General features: G+C 73.0%; 12 protein-coding genes. 6 read left to right on the forward strand and 6 right to left on the reverse strand.

The genetic code is table 11. The annotated features are described in order from the left end of the window. Positions 1-99: 99 nt before the first annotated feature. From ACZ4S3_RS25925 to ACZ4S3_RS25935, 3 genes are all read right to left on the reverse strand, one after another. Positions 100-1,689 carry a DUF5719 family protein gene (locus ACZ4S3_RS25925; protein ID WP_467938100.1) on the reverse strand — a complete coding sequence of 530 codons (1,590 nt, stop codon included), beginning with the start codon at positions 1,687-1,689 and terminating at the stop codon, positions 100-102. Continuing rightward, a complete protein-coding gene (locus ACZ4S3_RS25930) occupies positions 1,686-5,468 on the reverse strand; it encodes a glycosyltransferase family 2 protein (protein ID WP_467938102.1) in 3,783 nt (1,260 codons plus the stop codon). Before ACZ4S3_RS25930 ends, ACZ4S3_RS25925 begins: the two co-directional genes overlap by 4 nt. 315 nt (positions 5,469-5,783) lie before the next feature. After that, positions 5,784-6,047, reverse strand: coding sequence for a WhiB family transcriptional regulator (locus ACZ4S3_RS25935; protein ID WP_003983763.1), 264 nt, complete (start codon positions 6,045-6,047; stop codon positions 5,784-5,786). A 664-nt stretch (positions 6,048-6,711) separates the two neighbouring features. On the opposite strand from ACZ4S3_RS25935, the gene ACZ4S3_RS25940 reads away from it, so the two are divergent. Genes ACZ4S3_RS25940 through ACZ4S3_RS25950 form a run of 3 tightly spaced genes read left to right on the forward strand, consistent with a single transcriptional unit; the run spans position 6,712 to position 9,518 of the window. Then, entirely contained in the window at positions 6,712-7,221 is a 510-nt protein-coding gene (locus ACZ4S3_RS25940; protein WP_467938103.1) for a cysteine dioxygenase, read from the forward strand. Positions 7,222-7,233: 12 nt separating this feature from the next. Next, positions 7,234-8,190, forward strand: a complete 957-nt coding sequence (cofD, locus tag ACZ4S3_RS25945) for a 2-phospho-L-lactate transferase (protein ID WP_467938104.1) — start codon at positions 7,234-7,236, stop codon at positions 8,188-8,190. Then, positions 8,187-9,518 carry a coenzyme F420-0:L-glutamate ligase gene (locus ACZ4S3_RS25950; RefSeq protein WP_467938106.1) on the forward strand — a complete coding sequence of 444 codons (1,332 nt, stop codon included), beginning with the start codon at positions 8,187-8,189 and terminating at the stop codon, positions 9,516-9,518. The genes cofD and ACZ4S3_RS25950 overlap by 4 nt, the downstream gene beginning before the upstream one ends. 3 nt (positions 9,519-9,521) lie before the next feature. Here the strand turns inward: ACZ4S3_RS25950 and ACZ4S3_RS25955 are convergent, their stop codons facing one another. The 3 genes from ACZ4S3_RS25955 to ACZ4S3_RS25965 all read right to left on the reverse strand — a co-directional run bounded on the left by ACZ4S3_RS25955 (position 9,522) and on the right by ACZ4S3_RS25965 (position 13,104). Then, positions 9,522-10,427, reverse strand: a complete 906-nt coding sequence (locus tag ACZ4S3_RS25955; RefSeq protein WP_467938108.1) for a DNA-3-methyladenine glycosylase family protein — start codon at positions 10,425-10,427, stop codon at positions 9,522-9,524. A gap of 55 nt (positions 10,428-10,482) precedes the next feature. Then, positions 10,483-11,565, reverse strand: coding sequence for a mannose-1-phosphate guanylyltransferase (manB, locus tag ACZ4S3_RS25960; protein WP_467938110.1), 1,083 nt, complete (start codon positions 11,563-11,565; stop codon positions 10,483-10,485). Positions 11,566-11,760: 195 nt separating this feature from the next. Further along, on the reverse strand, positions 11,761-13,104 hold the full coding sequence (locus tag ACZ4S3_RS25965) for a peptidoglycan recognition protein family protein (protein ID WP_467938111.1): 1,344 nt from the start codon (positions 13,102-13,104) through the stop codon (positions 11,761-11,763). Positions 13,105-13,255: 151 nt separating this feature from the next. Here ACZ4S3_RS25965 and ACZ4S3_RS25970 point away from each other — a divergent pair, with 151 nt between their 5' ends. The 3 genes from ACZ4S3_RS25970 to ACZ4S3_RS25980 all read left to right on the forward strand — a co-directional run bounded on the left by ACZ4S3_RS25970 (position 13,256) and on the right by ACZ4S3_RS25980 (position 17,501). Next, positions 13,256-14,020: a TIGR03089 family protein gene (locus ACZ4S3_RS25970; protein WP_467938112.1), complete on the forward strand. Its 765-nt coding sequence runs from the start codon at positions 13,256-13,258 to the stop codon at positions 14,018-14,020. Positions 14,021-14,189: 169 nt separating this feature from the next. Continuing rightward, on the forward strand, positions 14,190-15,491 hold the full coding sequence (locus ACZ4S3_RS25975) for an LCP family protein (protein WP_467938114.1): 1,302 nt from the start codon (positions 14,190-14,192) through the stop codon (positions 15,489-15,491). A gap of 249 nt (positions 15,492-15,740) precedes the next feature. Further along, a complete protein-coding gene (locus ACZ4S3_RS25980) occupies positions 15,741-17,501 on the forward strand; it encodes an LCP family protein (protein WP_467938116.1) in 1,761 nt (586 codons plus the stop codon). The last annotated feature ends 48 nt before the right edge of the window (positions 17,502-17,549 follow it).

Below are 17,549 nucleotides of genomic sequence, written 5' to 3' on the forward strand. Positions count from 1 at the left end.
GGCGTGGTCGTCCGGGGCAGGAGCCGTTGGTGGTTTCGCCCGGTGGCCGGGAGTGCTCCCGCGCCGCGGCCGGCGGCCGCGGCGCGGGTACCCCGCGCGTCAGTCGTTGAGCAGCGACAGGTCCTGGCCCGCCGTCGGGACGACGACCGAGCCGCGGTCGTCCGGCAGGGTCTGCACGGTGAAGGCGGGGACTGCGCCCATCGGCTGCGCCAGGGTGCGCGCCGCGTAGACGGGGCCGCTGTCCGGCTGCGGCTCCACCGTCAGCGCGTAGGAGCCCTTGAGCCCCTGCGGGCGCGGCGGGTCGACGGCGAGCGTGCTGCCGCCCTTGACCGTGTACGTCTTGGACACCGGCGTACCGCCGTCGCTCCCGGCCGACGCGGTGACCTTGACCTTCGCGTCCTTGCCCTTCTCGGGGGCGACGAGCGAGAGGGTGGTGCCCTTGGCCCGGTTGTCGGCGACCGTGGCGCGTTTGTCCACGGGGCGGGTCGCCGGGATGAACGCCATCTCCTGATGGACGCCCTTGCCCCGGATCACCCGCAGCGCCGCCGCGACCGGGGCCTTGGAGCCGCCGTCGGCGGGCGTGAGGACCAGCGATCCGGCCTCGCCCTTGGTGAGGTCCTTGAGGTCGACCGCCGTGGTCATCCCGCTCTTGACGTGCAGCGTCTCCACTCCGGCCGGGGTGATCAGGCCGGTCGGGGTGGCGAGCTGCACCTTGAGGTCGGCGTCCGCCTCGCCGGGCGCGATGGCCACCAGGCGGACGGCGGTGGCGTCCTTGGGGATGCCGGGCAGCACCACGGTGGTGGCGGGATCGGCGGCGGGCGGCAGCCAGTCGCTGCCGAGCTTGGCGTCGGAGGCCTGGACGGCGGCGCCGACCCGGCCCTCGCGGGCGACGACATGCAGCGCGGCGTTGGTGGTCGGGCTGCCGGTCAGGGTGGAGAGCAGCCTGGTGACCGTGGTGTGCGCCGGAACGGTGATGCCCTCGGCCGTCGCGCCGCTCAATGCGCCGTCCTTGCCGCGCAGTTCGAGGTCGACCTCGGCGTCGTCCGGGCCGGGGTTGGTCAGATGGACGTAATCCTGGCGGTCCTTGTCGGTGCTCACCCCGGGGAACCAGAACGTGGTGTCCGGGGCGGTGCAGCTCAGCCCGAGCAGTCCGCGGCCGTTGCCGGCGGCGACGGACGTGGTCTGCTGGGCGGTCCAGCCAGGGGCGAGGGTGCCGTCGGCGTCGCCCACGAGGGCGGGCGCATCGGCGGCGTCGGTCGTCGCGGTGGCCGGTTTCCCGGCCTCCTGGAGGGGCGCCACGGGCTTGGTGTCGCGGGGCGGGACGGTCGTGGTGCCGGAGCCGCCCCCGCTGTCCCTGCCCTTGCCCTTGCCGTCCTTCTTGGACTTGCCGGACGTGCTGTCGTCGCTGCCTGCGTCCTGCACCGTCCCGGCCGGCAGCAGCTTCGCGGTGCCCTTCTTGGCGTCCGCGCCCGCCGCCGCCCCCGTGGGGGCGAAGGACGTGTACGTCGTGGTGCCGACCTCCGAGGATGTCGGGGCCGGGCAGAGCAGCGAGGACCGCTGGACGGGCAGCCGGGTGCCGCTCCCTGGCGCCGCCTTGGCCGCGCCGTCCGGGGCGGCGACGGCGGCGACACCGGTGACGGCGGCGAGCGCGGCCGCCGCGCCGATCAGGGACATCATCGTGCGCTTCACTGCTGGTCGCTCCCGTCACGGCGCGGCTCGGGGTAGGAGCCGGGGTACGTCGTGCCGTCGTCGTAGGGCTGCTGCTGGGGCTGCTGGGGCTGCTGCTGGGCGTAGCCGTACGGGTCGTAGGCGCCCGCCTGGTAGGGGTCCGCCGCGTACGGGTCGGGGGCCTGGTACGGGTCGGCCTGCGGGTACGGCGGCTGCGCATGCGGCTGCGCGTACTGCCCGCCCTGGTACGGGTCGGCGGGCGCGTAGGGCTGCTCGCCGGGCTGGGCTGTCTGCCACTGCTCGTACGACGGCTGCTGGGGCACGGCCGCGTACGGGTCACCGGTCTCCTGGCCCGGGACCGCCCCGGCCATCGGGTCGGCGGCCGGTGCCTGCGCCGCGTCCCCCGCCGCCGGAACGGCATCGGCCGAAGTGCCCTCGTGCGCCGCCGGCATGCCGGCCTCCGGCGCGGCCTGCTGACCGGCCGCCTCGGCGGCGGCTCGCAGCCGGCGGGCCCGGCGGCCGTCCCCGGTGGCCTCCTGGGTGGCGGCCACCACGGCGGCGTCCTCGGGCAGGTCGTCGTCGATCTCCCGGCGGCGGCCCGGCAGCGCCATCACCACCAGCACGACGGCCAGCAGGCCCTGTACCCACAGCCAGACGGTGTGGCCGACCGGGTTCTCGTGGGTGAGGTCGAGCCGGCCGCCGCTCGCAGGGAGCTGGAAGCCCTGCGCCCAGCCGTCGACCGTGACGGGCTTGAGCGCGGTGCCGTTCAAGGTGGCCTGCCAGCCCGGGTCGGCGGTGTCCGCGATGCGCAACACCCGGCCGGCGGGGCCGGCGGGCACCTTGTCGGTGTGCGCCTCGACGGGGCCGGAGGGTACGGCGACGGGGGCGGCGGCCTGGCCCGCGCGGGTGCCGTCGGTGGCCCCGCCCGGCACGATGGAGATCCGCGAGACGCGGCGGTCGACCCGCCACAGGGCGCTGCCGTCGTCCTGGCTGAGCCGGGTCAGGCCCGGGGTGGCGTCCAGTACGCGGCCCATCTCCCGGGGCGCGCCGTTGCGCACGAGGATGTAGCGGACGGCGTAGCCGCCGAGCTGGCTGGTCTGGTCGGCGCCGGAGCCCGCCACCAGGTGGGCGACGATGCCGCCGAGCCGCTGGTCCTCGCCGGCCGTGGCGGCCAGGTCGGCGTCGCCCAGCTGGGCGCCGGAGCCGCGGACCAGGGCGTAGTCGACATGGCCGGTGGTGCCGTCGAGCACCAGGGTGCGGGCCCGGTCGACGGTGCCGGACTCCTCGGCGACGAAGGCCGGGACCTGCGCGGGCGCGCGCCGCTCCAGCGGGCCGGCCGCGCCGGTGATCATCCAGCTGACGGCGGCGTAGAGCGGGGCGAGCAGGGCGGCCAGTGCGATCAGCACGGCGACCGGCTGCTTCCAGCCGAAGCCCAGGGTGGCCATCCGGGTGCGGATGCCCTCGGCGCCGACCGCCGCGGCGCACAGCAGCGCCAGCCCGTAGACCAGCATCGCGGGCCCGGTCCAGCCGGAGCCGTTGCCCAGCGCGGCGCACAGCAGTCCGGCGACGGCCACCACCCAGGCGGTACGGACCGCCGTCTGCCGCTCGTCGCGCAGTGTCGCCGCCAGCGCGGCCAGTACGACGCCGGTCAGCAGCAGCCCGCCGACCGCCTTCGGGCCGCCGGGACTCAGGCCGATCAGGTCCAGCACGGAGGCGGAGCCGGCGCCGTAGTCGAGTCCGGCTTCCTGGAAGAAGCGCGCGGGGCTGCCGAACAGCGACAGGGACCAGGGGGCGAGCACCACGACCGGCACGACGGCCACGGCGAGGAATCGCAGCACATAGCCGAACAGGAGGTCGCGGCTGCCGTCCATGGCGCGCCGCACCAGCAGGCCGACGCCGAGCAGGACGGCGACCGGCCACACGACCGGGGTGAAGGCCATGGTGAAGGTGACCAGCAGGGTGTACGCCCAGGTGGCGCGCCAGCTGGGGCGGGTGCCGGGGTTCAGGCGCAGCCCGCTCGCGGCGACCGCGGCGCGGGCCATGAGGGGCAGCAGGATGGCGAGGACGGCGGTGCCCAGCCGGCCGCCCGCGAGCGCGCCGGTGGCGGCGGGCAGGAAGGCGTACGCGATGCTCCCCCAGGCGCGCAGCAGCCGGGAGGTGACCAGCGGCCGGGAGGCGAAGTAGGCGGTGAGGCCGGCCAGCGGGACCGAACAGACCAGCAGCAGGGTGACGGTGAAGCCGGTGCTGCCGAGGAAGAGCGTGGAGACCAGGGCGACGACGGCGAGATAGGGCGGCGCGGAGGCGGCGTCGCCGGTGCCGACCGCATGCCAGCTGTCGAGATACGCCGACCACAGGTCGGACACGCTGCCCGGTGCGGGGAGCATCGCGCCGCCGGTCAGCGCCCCGGAGCCGAGCAGATCGCGGCAGGCGATCAGCGAGACCATGAGAAGGACGAGGAAGAGCACCGGGCCGGGCTTGCGGCCGATCCGCTTGAGCCGCGCGAACTGCTCGATCTCCAGGAAGTCGGCGTCGTCGCCGCCGGGCCCGGACTCGACGGCGCCGTGCCGGCCGGCCGATGCCACGTCCGGCGCGGCGCGGCCCGCGAGGTTGCCCGCGACCTGTTCGACGGTGGCCCGCACGGTCGCGCCGGGCGGCGGGAAGAGCGGCCGCAGCTCGCTCGCCTCCACCGCGGGCCGGCCTCTGCGTTTGCGTGCGGCGAGGATCTTGCCGGGCCGCAGCAGGGTGCCGAAGAGTCCGGCGAGCTCGTCGAGCGCCTGGCCGGGGACCTTGCCGACCAGGTACGCCAGGACCCGCAGGAAGGTGCCGAGCAGCAGCCGCAGCAGGACGTACGGGAGGAGCGCGCCGCGGGTGTTGGCGAGCAGGGTGTAGACGGCGCCGGACTTGTCCACCCGGTGGGGGTTGGCCACGAAGCGGCCGACGCAGTCGATGGGGCGGCGTTCGCGGGCGGCGGCCTCGGCGTGCCGCAGTATCGCGTCGGGCGCGATGAGGACCTGGTGGCCGGCCGCCTGGGCGCGCCAGCACAGGTCGACGTCGTCACGCATCAGCGGCAGCCGGCGGTCGAAGCCGCCCAGCTGCTCGTAGACGTCGCGGCGGATGAGCATCCCGGCGGTGGAGACGGACAGCACGGGACGGATCTGGTCGTGCTGACCCTGGTCCTGTTCGCGGCGGTCCAGGCCGGTCCAACGGCGGCCGCTGCGCGCGATGCTGACGCCCACTTCGAGGAGCTGGCGGCGGTCGTACCAGCTGCGCAGCTTGGGGCCGACGATGGCGGTGGAGGGGCCGGCGTCGGCGACCCGCAGCAGCTCGGCGAGTGCGTCCGGCTCGGGCGCGCAGTCGTCGTGCAGCAGCCACAGCCACTGGACCGGCTCGCCGTGTGGGAGTTCCGGCATGTCGTAGGCGTCGTCGCGCCAGGTGCGGCTGACCGGGTCCCAGCCGCTGGGGCGGCGCAGATAGGCCAGGTCGTCGGGGGTGAGTACGGGGGCCGTACGGACGGCTTCGTCGACGGCGGTGCCGAATCCGGAGCGGCGGGCGAGATGCAGCACCCGCTCGTCCCCGATGGCGTCGGCGAGCAGCTGGGCGGAGTGGTCCGCGCTGCCGGTGTCGGCGCCGATGACGTTCTGCACCGGGCGCTCCTGGCCGAGCAGCCCGGCGAGCGCGTCGGGCAGCCAGCGGGCACCGTCGTGGGAGACGATCACGGCGGTGACGACATGCCGTGGGAACTCTGGGGTGTCAGCTGTGTATGAGGCGGCCTGGGCCGCCGACTGGCTGTGCACGGACATCGAGGTACGGGCCCTCCGGACCCGGGAGTCCGGGGCCCGCGGCGAAGTCGCTCAAGGCCCCCGCCCCCGGAAACACTGCGACGGACTACGAGGCGACGCGCGCGTCCCGTAGGGCGGCGGCGCATCTCGGACGGTGCCCCACACTAATGGTTCCCTCCGGCCCGCCGACCGGGTCCGTACGCAGCAGTCCGCCTCCGGCGCTCAGGGCACTGGAGGCGGAGGGTTCGCTATAGGGGGATATGGGGAGTTGGCGTGGTACGGCGGCGGGCCGTGTGAAGCCGCGCGCCGCGGGCGTTGCGGGCTGCCGTGACATCGTCAGACGGCGGCCTTCTTCAGCCGGCGCCGTTCGCGCTCGGACAGACCGCCCCAGATGCCGAAGCGCTCGTCATTGGCGAGCGCGTATTCAAGGCACTCGGAGCGGACCTCACAGGCGAGGCAGACTTTCTTGGCCTCGCGGGTGGAGCCCCCCTTCTCCGGGAAGAAGGATTCGGGGTCGGTCTGGGCGCACAGTGCGCGCTCCTGCCAGCCGAGCTCCTCGTCCGCCTCCTCGACCAGCAATTCCTGGAACAGCTCGGTCATGTGCGCCCCTCGTCTGTCTTTACGTCCCCGTGATCCAGCCGTGATCGTTTTTGGCTGAACGACACGAGTGAAATTACAAGTGTGCTGATCCGGGCCAGTCAAGCCGAGATCTGCTATTGGGCCTCTTATTCACTCTGTGGAACCAAGCGTATGCGGAAAGTGTTCAAATCATCAAAAACCAGGACACTTCCCCGGGCGTGCCGCCCGGATCTTCCTTCTTGCCGTTCAAGACGCGATCGGACGCCCTCCGCGTTGCACCCCGCGCGCCGAAGCGGGAAAGATCACAGACGGATCACGAGACCGCAACGGCGTTTGGATGCGCGGTTGATGGGCGACATCTCCTGGTCAGCAGCTGCACAAACCTTTCGCCGGACACCGCAACCGGATGAGGTGAAACATCCGCGGCAAACCCGACATCCGGTTGACATCGCGCCGAGAACCCGGTCTCCTTGACCGCATGCCAGCGACTGCCGCGCCCCGACTGACCCGTGCCTACGGGTCGCTCTGCGCTGCGCAGGCTCGCTGTCGCTGTTCCAGCTGTTGAAGCCACTGAGCTCCAGCCACCCCCGCCCGCAGCGCCCATGCTCCCCAGGAGCCCGCGCCCTGTCGGCACCCCTCCCCCAGCGCGACACCCCAGCTCTTGTGCCGAGGAACCCGTAATCCCATGAACAGCGACGTCCAGATCGCCGGCGACCCGCTCGCCATCCCCCACCTGCTGCCGCCCGTCCCCGCCCACCCCACCACCGTCGCCGGCTTCGTGGGCCTGGCCCGCTCCCTCGCCGCCGACCGCGACGCCTGGGCCCCGCTCGTCCGCTACGACGCCACCACCCGCTGGTACCACCGGCTGCGCACGGGCCCTGGCTACGAGGTGTGGCTGCTGAGCTGGGTGCCCGGCCAGGGCAGCGGCCGGCACGACCACGGGCGCTCCTCGGGGGTGCTGACCGTCCTGGAGGGCGAGTTGACCGAGCGCGGAGGGGACTCCCACCGCACGCTGGCGGCGGGCGCCCAGCGGGTCTTCGCACCCGGGTACGTCCACGAGGTCGTCAACGACTCCCTGACGCCGGCCGTCAGCCTGCATGTCTACTTCCCGGGCCTGACCAACATGCCGATGCACCCGAGCCAGGCCGACTCCGTCGGGGCCGCGGCCGCCTCGCAAGAGGTGTCGGCCCCCTGACATGCTGGGGCCATGCGCATTGTGGTTCTGGCCGGCGGTATCGGCGGCGCCCGCTTTCTGCGGGGACTGAAGGCAGCGGTTCCGGACGCGGATATCACCGTCATCGGGAACACCGGTGACGACATCCATCTGTTCGGGCTCAAGGTGTGTCCCGACCTCGACACCGTGATGTACACGCTCGGCGGCGGCATCAACGAGGAGCAGGGCTGGGGCCGCACCGACGAAACCTTCCGGGTGAAGGAGGAGTTGGCCGCCTACGGGGTGGGCCCCGACTGGTTCGGACTCGGCGACCGGGACTTCGCCACGCACATCGTGCGCACCCAGATGCTGAGCGCCGGCTATCCGCTCAGCGCCGTCACCGAGGCGCTGTGCGCCCGCTGGAAGCCCGGCGTGCGGCTGCTGCCGATGTCCGACGACCGGGTCGAGACCCATGTCGCCATCCATGAGGAGGGCGAGCGCAAGGCGGTCCACTTCCAGGAGTACTGGGTGCGGCTGCGCGCCTCGGTGCCCGCGCACGCGGTGGTGCCGGTCGGCGCCGACCAGGCCAAGCCGGCGCCGGGCGTGCTGGAGGCCATCGCCGAGGCCGATGTGGTGCTCTTCCCGCCGTCCAACCCGGTGGTGAGCATCGGCACGATCCTGGCCGTGCCGGGTATCCGGGAGGCCATCGCGGACGCCGGGGTGCCGGTGGTCGGCCTCTCGCCGATCGTCGGGGACGCCCCCGTACGCGGGATGGCCGACAAGGTCCTGGAGGCGGTGGGGGTGGAGGCGACGGCCGCGGCGGTCGCCCAGCACTACGGCTCGGGGCTGCTGGACGGCTGGCTGGTCGACTCCGTCGACGAGGGCGCGGTGGCCGAGGTCGAGTCGGCCGGGATCCGCTGCCGGGCCGTGCCGCTGATGATGACGGATGTGGACGCCACGGCCGCGATGGTGCGCGAGGCGCTGACGCTGGCCGAGGAGGTAAGAGCGTGACCGGCGCCGCCGAGGTGCCCGGCTACCGGGTGTGGGCGCTGCCGGGGATTCCCGAGGTGCGGCCCGGCGACGATCTCGTCAAGCTGATCGCGGCCGCGGTGACCGGCAGCGGACTGCCCCAACTGGTGGACGGAGACGTCCTGTTGGTGACGTCGAAGATCGTCAGCAAGGCGGAGGGCCGGGTGGTGGAGGCCACCGACCGCGAGGCGGCGATCGACCAGGAGACCGTACGGGTGGTGGCGCGCCGTGGCACGCTGCGGATCGTGCAGAACCGGCAGGGCCTAGTGATGGCCGCGGCCGGGGTCGATGCCTCCAACACCCCTTCGGGGACCGTCCTGTTGCTGCCGCAGGACCCGGACGCTTCGGCTCGCGCCCTGCGTGCCGGGCTCCGCGAGGCGCTCGGCGTCGAGGTCGGCGTCGTCATCAGCGACACCTTCGGGCGGCCGTGGCGCGCCGGGCTCACCGATGTCGCCATCGGGGCGGCCGGGGTACGCGTACTGGACGATCTGCGCGGCGGCACGGATGCGTACGGCAATCCGCTCAGCGCGACGGTGGTGGCCACCGCCGACGAACTGGCCGCTGCGGGCGACCTGGTGAAGGGCAAGGCCGCCGGGCTGCCGGTCGCGGTGGTGCGCGGGCTGCCGCATGTCGTCGAGGAGGCGGGCGACGGCGACGGGGCGCGGGCGATGGTGCGGGCCTCCGAGGACGACATGTTCCGCCTGGGCACGTCGGAGGCCGTGCGGGAGGCGGTGACGGCGCGGCGTACGGTACGCGCCTTCACGGACGAACCGGTCGATCCGGGGGCGGTCCGGCGCGCGGTGGCGGCGGCGATCACGGCCCCGGCGCCGCACCACACCACACCGTGGCGGTTCGTCCTGCTGGAGTCGGCTCAGTCGCGGACGCGGCTGCTGGATGCGATGCGGGATGCCTGGATCGCGGATCTGCGCGATGACGGCAAGTCGGAGGAGTCCATCGCCAAGCGGGTGCGGCGCGGCGATGTGCTGCGGAACGCGCCGTATCTGGCGGTGCCGTGCATGGTGATGGACGGCTCGCATACGTATCCGGACGCGCGGCGCAATGCGGCGGAGCGGGAGATGTTCGTGGTCGCCGGCGGCGCCGGAATCCAGAACTTCCTGGTCGCGCTGGCGGGCGAACGGCTCGGCTCCGCCTGGATCTCCTCGACGATGTTCTGCCGGGACACCGTACGGGAGGTGCTCGGGCTGCCCGCCGCATGGGAGCCGATGGGGGCGGTGGCGATCGGGCGTCCGGCGGCGCCGCCGAAGGAGCGGCCGGCGCGGGACGGCGCGGACTTCATCGCGGTGCGCTGAGCGTCACAGCCGGGCGATGTCCCCCACCGGGAAGCGCGGGGCGCGGCGCGGTGGGGTGATGCCGGAGAGCAGGATCAGGCGGGCGGCGCGGTGCCGCTGGCCCTCGTAGGGCGCGAGGAGTTCGAGCATCTGCTCGTCGGTGGTGCCGCGGCGGCCGGTGAGGGCGTAGCCGATGATCTTCGGCAGGTGGAGGTCGCCGACGGTGAGGGCATCGGGGGCGCCGAGGGTCCGCTGCAGCGTTTCGGCGGCGGTCCAGGGGCCGATGCCGGGGAGGGCGGTCAGGCGGCGGGTGGCGTCGGCGAGGTCCATCAGGGCGGCCTCCTCCATGCGGCGGGCGACGCGTACGGCGCGCAGGATCGCGGCGGAGCGCTTGGCGTCGACGCCCGCGCGGTGCCACTCCCAGGAGGGGATCACCGCCCAGGTACGGGCATCCGGCATCACCCGCATCCGGTCCCACGGCCCGGGGGCGGGCTCGCCGTGCCGCGTCAGGAGCAGCCGCCAGGCGCGGTAGGCCTCGTCGGCGGTGACCTTCTGCTCCAGGATCGAGGGGATCAGCGACTCCAGGACCAGGCCGGTCCGGGCGAGCCGGACGCCGGGGTGGCGGCGGCGCGCCTCGTGGACGATGCGGTGCCGGGCGGTGAGCCGGTCCGGTTCGTCGTACTCCCCCAGCAGGGCGGGCAGCCGGTCCAGCAGCCAGTCGGCGCCCGGCCCCCAGGCCTCGGCCTCGACGGTGCCCGCGGCCGGGCGGGCCGCGAGGCGCAGCGTGCCGGGGCCCTGGGGCGTACGGCAGGAGCGCCACACCTCCTCGCCGCGCACCGCGTAGGCGGGGTCGCCGGGGCCGCGCTGCAGGACGCACAGGGTGCGGTGCAGGTCGTACGGGCCGGGCGGGACCCAGCTGCGGGCGGGCATGCGGCCAGGTTAGGCGATCCGGCCGGTGGCAGGGCGGCCGGGAACCGGGCAGCCGCTACTGGTCGGAGGAGAAGCGCACCGAGCCCGCCGGGATGTCGGCGCCGCACCAGATACGGATGCCGTCGCGCAGCTCGTTGTCGGCGCCGATCCGGGCGCCGTCGCCGATGACCGCGCCGTCCAGGACCGTACGGGCCCCGATGTGCGCCCCGGCGCCGATGAGGGAGTCGTGGACCTGGGCGCCCGGTTCGATCACCGCGCCTTCGAGGACCGCGCTGCCGTCGATGCGTGCGCCCGCGCCGATGACGGTGCGCGGGCCGACGACGGTGCCGCCGGTGAGCTTGGCGTCCGCGGCGACCTCGGCGGTCTCCAGGACGAGGCGGTCGCCGCAGCGGCCGGGCACGGCCGGGGACGGGGCGCGGCCCAGGACCAGGTCGGCGGAGCCGCGCACGAAGGCCTGGGGGGTGCCCAGGTCGAGCCAGTAGGTGGAGTCGACCATGCCCTGGAGATGGGCGCCGTCGGCGAGCAGTCCGGGGAACGTCTCGCGTTCGACGGAGACCGGGCGGCCGGCCGGGATGGAGTCGATGACGGAGCGGTTGAAGACGTAGGCGCCGGCGTTGATCTGGTCGGTGACGATCTCCTCGGGGGTCTGCGGCTTCTCCAGGAAGGCGGTGACCCGGCCGCTCCCGTCGGTGGGGACCAGGCCGAAGGCGCGCGGATCCTCGACCCGGGTCAGATGCAGCGAGACGTCCGCCCCACTGGTGCGGTGGGTCTGGACCAGGGCCTTGATGTCCAGGCCGGTGAGGATGTCGCCGTTGAAGATCAGCACCGGGTCGCCGGGGGCGGAGTGCAGCCGGGAGGCGACGTTGCGGATGGCGCCGCCGGTGCCCAGCGGCTCCTCCTCGGTGACGTACTCCAGGTGCAGGCCGAGCGCCGACCCGTCGCCGAAGTACGGCTCGAAGACCTCGGCGAGGTAGGAGGTGGCCAGGACGATGTGCGTCACGCCCGCGGCGCGGGCCCGCGCCAGCTGGTGGGTGAGAAAGGGCACACCGGCCGCCGGGACCATCGGCTTGGGCGTATGCACCGTCAGTGGGCGCAGCCTGGTGCCTTTGCCGCCGACCAGGAGGATCGCTTCAGTCACCTTGTCTTCTCTGCTTCCTGCTGGGGTCGGCGAACGGCCGACCAGTGTAGGCAGACGGGTATCGCGGCCGTGCTCCACGGGACGTGCCGGGGTGCGGATGCCCGCGCGGCCGGGGCCAGTAGGACGTCGTGCGCGCGGAGGTGGTTCATTGGGGACACAACCGGACGGTACCGGACGGTAACTGGCTGGGCCCGGTCAGCGGCCCTGAAGCTTGGCCGCGGCGGCGCGGGCGCCATCGAGCTGGTCGTAGAGGAGATCGCCGGGGCAGGCGGACTTGTAGCCGTCCCGGTGGCCGGAGATGACGTGCAGTTGGGCCACCTCGCCCCTGTCGTAGAGGTTGCTGCCGTCGGAGGTCAGGCGCACCGTGTCGCGCGGATCGACGCCGGCCAGGCCGAGCTTCCAGGCCGTCAGGGCGGAGATGGCTTCGAGGGCGGCGTTCGACGGTTCGGCGTCGGTGAAGGTGCCGAGGACGGCGATGCCGGTGGTGTCGGTGTTGAAGCCGAGGGTGTGCGCGCCGAGCACCGCTTTGCTGACGCCGCCCGCGCGGCCTTCGTAGATGACTCCGCACTTGTCGATGAGGAAGTTGTAGCCGATGTCCCGCCAGCCGCTGCTCTTGACGTGGTAGCGGTAGATGGCGCGGATCGCCGCGGGGGCGTCCGCGCAGGAGTAGTCGTTGCCGGTCGCGGTGTGGTGGACGAACGCGGCCTGTACGTCGCCGGTGTAGGTGGTGGTGGGCTCGCGCAATTGCTCGTCGGCGCCCCAGCCGGCCCGGGTGACGATCCGCGGGCGCGGCCCGATGTACGCCTTGCCGGCGGTGCTGCGGCCCTCGGCGGTCGGGTGGTCCGCCTGGGCTTCCGCCTGGGCCGCGGCCCGGCCGAGCGGCGGGAGTTCGGCGGTGCCCTGCGCGGCCTGCGGCGCCGCTCCCGGGTCGACGAGCTCCAGCTGCAGGCCGCCGGGGAAGGTGGCCGGTGCGCGGCTGCCGGTCTCGGGGACATGGTCGCGGTCGCCGGCCTCGGTCCCGGTGCCGGCCTCGGTCTCGGCCCCGGTTCCGGTCTCGGGTGCGATGCGCAGCTGTACGGCGTCGGAGGCGCCGACCCACAGGGGCGCGGTGCTGCCCCGTACACCGCTGTTGCGGCGTTCGGCGGAGTCCGGGTCGGGGAGGTCGTCGTTGTGGGCCTGGACGTCCTGCCAGCCGGACCAGATGTGGCCGGCGGTGGCGCGGGTGCGGACCTGGATCTTGCCGCGCAGCTGGACGTTGGGGTCGTCCCAGACGACGCCGAGGAGCGAGAAGGGGCGCGCTTCCCGGATGGGTGTGACCCGCGTTCCGGGCGCGGGTGCGGGCTCGGTGGCGCGCGGGGTGGCCGCGCCGAGGTCCGCCAGCGGTACGGACTGGGTGCTGCCCTGCACGTCGGTGGGTGCGGGGGCGGTGTGCGGGCGTTCGGCGGCGGCCGCACCGGCCGGCGGCTGGGCCGAGGGGAGGGACAGAGCGAGCCCGGCCGCGCACAGGGCACCGAGGGTCGTCGTCAGAAGAGGGCGCATGGGCCCCATCGTTGGCACGGCCGGAAGGTTGGCGCCATCGCTGATCTGACGGGGCATCGGCCGAACGGCGGCCTGCGTCTGGGCCGAACCGGTGGCCCGGCCTGCCGCGCCCCACTGACCGTCAGCCGCCGCCGCGCGTACCCTGTCCGCGATGAACGCCACCGATCGCACCCCCGCCGACCTGCTGCGTTCCGCGCTCGCCGCGGACCCGGCCCGCCCGCTGGTGACCTTCTACGACGACGCCACCGGCGAGCGTGTGGAACTGTCCGTCGCCACCTTCGCCAATTGGGTGGCCAAGACCGCCAACTATCTCCAGGGTGATCTGGCCGCCGGGCCCGGCGACCGGCTCGCGCTGCTGCTGCCCGCCCACTGGCAGGCCGCCGTCTGGCTGGTGGCGTGTTCCTCGGTCGGCGTGGTCGCGGAGGTGGGCGGCGATCCGGCCGCGGCCGATCTCGTCGTCAGCGGTCCGGACACCCTGCAGGCGGCGCTGGCCTGTTCCGGGGAGCGGGTGGCGCTGGCGCTGCGCCCACTGGGCGGCCGCTTCCCGCAGCCGCCGGCGGGCTTCGCGGACTACGCCGTCGAGGTGCCGGGCCAGGGTGACCGGTTCGCGCCGTTCGTGCCGGTGGATGCGGGCGCGGTGGCGCTGACCGTGGGCGGCGAGGAGCTGACCGGCGCCGGAATCGGTGAGCGCGCGCTGGCCGATGCCGCGGCGGCCGGGATGCCCGGGGCGCCGCGGGTGCTGTCGGGGCTGTCGTACGACACCTGGCAGGGCCTGTCGTACGGGCTCTACGCGCCGCTCGCGGCCGGCGGTTCCGTGGTGCTCTGCCGCCACCTGGAGCGGCTGGACGCGGACGGGGTGGCCGACCGCGAGGCCACCGAGAAGGTCACGTACACGGCGCCGCGCGGCCTTTCCTGAGCGCTCCCTCCCCCGTCCGGCGGATGCGATCCCGGGCTTGAGCGGGCCGCTCCGCCCGTTTCGGTCCAGGATTTTGAGTACGTACAACCATGCGCGGGTTCCGTCCGTCCCCATCGACCGGGCTCCGCGTGCGGGCGCGACGCCGACTCCGTGAGGGAGGGACGCACACGTGACCGAGAGCCCCGGGACTCCGTCCGCCCGTCAGGGCGGCCCCGCCGAGGGAGCCGGACGGGCGGACGAGGGGGCCGGTCCTGCGGCGCGCGGCGCGAGGTTCCCGGGCTGGGGGGCGCGCCCGCTGCGGTCGGGCGTCGCGGGCGACGGTCCCGGCCCGCCGCGCACCCCGCCCTCGCCCCTCCACTGGATGCGCCGGGCCGCGCTGGGGACGGCCGCCGCCGTGCTGGTCACGGCCGGCACCGGCTGGGGGCTGTACACCAAGCTCAACGGCAATATCCGGTTCGACAGCGACACCCAGAACGAGCTGGAGAAGTACGAGTCCGAGCGGCCCGACCCGGGCCCGCCCAACGCCGAGAACATCCTGCTGATCGGTTCCGACAACCGCGGCAACGGCAACGAGGAGTACGGCGCGGACAACGGCACCCAGCGTTCGGACACCACGATCCTGCTGCACCTGGCGGCGGACCGGAAGAGCGCCACCGCGGTCAGCATCCCGCGTGACCTGATGGTGCAGGTGCCGCACTGCAAACGCTCCGACGGCAAGGAGATCGCCGAGCAGACGGCGCAGTTCAACTGGGCGTTCCAGTTCGCCGGTGCCGCCTGCACGATCCGTACGGTCGAGAACATGACCGGGATCCGGGTCACCCACCACATGATCATCGATTTCGTCGGGTTCAAGAAGATGGTGGACGCGGTGGACGGCGTCGAGATCTGTCTGCACCGGCCCGTCAACGACGCCAAGGCGCATGTGGTGCTGCCCGCCGGCCGGCAGACCCTGCGCGGGGAGGAGGCGCTCGGATTTGTACGGGCACGGAAAAGCCTGGGTGACGGCAGTGACACGCAGCGTATGGAACGCCAACAGGAGTTTCTTGGCGCGCTCGTGAAGAAAGTGCAAAGCAATGGTGTGCTGCTCAATCCGACGCGGCTGTATCCGGTGCTGGATGCCGCGACGAGTTCACTGACCACCGATGCGGATCTGGCTTCGCTCACCGGCCTGTACGAATTGGTCCGCAGCATGCGCAGTATTCCGACCGACCGGGTGCAGTTCCTGACCGTGCCGCGGCAGGAGTACCGCTACAACCCCAATCGGGACGAGCTGGTGCAGCCGGACGCCGACCGCCTCTTCGGTGAGCTGCGCAAAGACCGGCCGGTGGCGGTGGCGCCCGCCAAGGCCCCCGAGGAGACCACCGCCGCCTCGGACGGCAGTTCCGACGACGCGCCCGCCGCGCCCTCCCCGCCCGCCGGTCCGGGGCCGGCCTTTCCCGGTACGACCGCGGAACGCGGGACCTGCGAATAAAGATGCCGCAAAGGAACACGCGGCGTCTTGAATGGATTGGGCGGATTGCCCAGTTGTAGGGAAGTGGAATTTGTCACGAGCGTCGCGGGGCGCTGAACTGGGCGGATAGTGTGAGCGATCCGGTCCGCCAGACCAGCGGCCGTTGACCATGCTCGCCATGTTCAGCAAGTTCAACAGGTATTGCACGATCGACCGACCGAGCGCCTTGAGGGGGAGGCGCCGCGCCACCGACGGAGGATTCAGGGCACCGTGGACGCGCAAGGCCGTGGGCGGGCGGGCGACGACAACGTCGACCCCGCCGATCAGTGGGTGTTCGATCCGGACACCGGCAACTACGAGCTGCGGCTTGACCCTGCCGGTCAAGCCGCGGACCGGCCCGCCGGCCGTAAGGCCCCCGGCCCCAGACGTGCCCGGAGAAAACCGGCGGAGCCCGGCGACGACACCGACACCCGTCCGCTGCCGACCCAGCGCGACCGGCGTGGCGACGCCCGGGACGGCGCGGGCAAGCGGCCCGCCGGCGGCCGGGCGGAGCGTCGCGCCGCCGCCAAGGCCACGGCGACCGCGATGGCTTCGGGCCCCGCGAGCCGTCGCCGGCCCAAGCCGAAGAAGTCCGGGAAGAAGAAGGCGCTGTACTGGACGTCGGGTGTGCTGGGGTTCGTGCTGGTGGCCGCCGCCACCACCGCGTACGTCATCTACCAGCAGCTGGACGGCAACATCTCCAAGGTCGACGTCGGCATCAACAACGACGCGGTCTCCAGCGGCCCGGTCAACCTGCTGATCATCGGCACGGACGCCCGCGACGGCAAGGGCGACTCGGGCTACGGTGACGCCGGCAGCGTCGGGCACGCGGACACCACGATCCTGATGCACATCTCCAAGGACCGGTCGAACGCGACCGCGTTGAGCATTCCGCGCGACCTGATCACCGACATCCCCAACTGCCCGACGAAGCAGAAGGACGATTCGGTCAAGACCATTCCCGGCCAGCAGCAGACGCGCTTCAACACCAGCCTCGGCCAGGAGGGCCGCGACCCGGGCTGCACTTGGCGCACCGTCGAGAAGCTGACCGGACTGAAGATCAACCACTTCATGATGGCCGACTTCAACGCGGTCAAGGAGCTGTCCACCGCGGTGGACGGCGTCGAGGTGTGCGCCGCCAAGAACATCAACGACCCCAAGTCACACCTGAAGCTGACGGCCGGCCGGCACATCGTCAAGGGCGAGCAGGCGCTGGCGTTCGTCCGTACCCGGCACGCCATCGGGTTCGGCAGCGACCTGGACCGGATCAAGATGCAGCAGCAGTTCCTCAGCTCGCTGATCCGCAAGCTGAAGTCCAGCGCGTTCAGCAGCCCGAGCAAGCTGCTGGACGTCGCCACGGCGGCGACCAAGGCGCTGACCGTCGACACCGGCATCGGCACCGCGAGCAAGCTGATGGACTTCGGCACCGATCTGAAGAAGGTGAACCTCAACAAGATCACCTTCGCGACGGTGCCGGTGCTGGACAACCCCAAGGACCCGGCCACCGTCATACTCAACCAGGCCAAGGCCGAGCCCCTGTTCCGGATGGTGCAGGCCGACCACGCCCTGGCCAAGGGGAAGTCCAAGGGCAAGAAGGCGCCGGTCAAGAAGGCCCCGCCGGAGCTCGTACGGGTCGATGTCACCAACGGCGGCGGGCCGATCGGCTCGGCCCAGGAGACCGTGGACTGGCTGCAGAACACCAAGGCCGCCCGGCTCTCCACCAACGCCGGCAACGCCCCGCAGAAGGTGGCCAGGACCACTCTCGAGTACGCCCCCAACCAAGCCGACCAGGCCGCCACGCTGGCCGACTGGATGGGTCTGCCCAAGAGCGCGCTGAAGAAGTCGTCGCAGGACGCCGGCGACCGCGTACCGATGAAGCTGACCCTCGGCAAGGACTTCCACGGAGCGGGCGAACCGATCGAGGCGCCGACGGAAACCCCGGACGGTGTTCAGAACGTCAATGCAGATGACAAGAACATCTGCGCCAAGTGACCTGAGCGGGATCCGGCCGCCTGCAAAGGCGCCGAGCGCACCACAGAA

Source organism: Streptomyces sp. NPDC028368, from assembly GCF_055565615.1.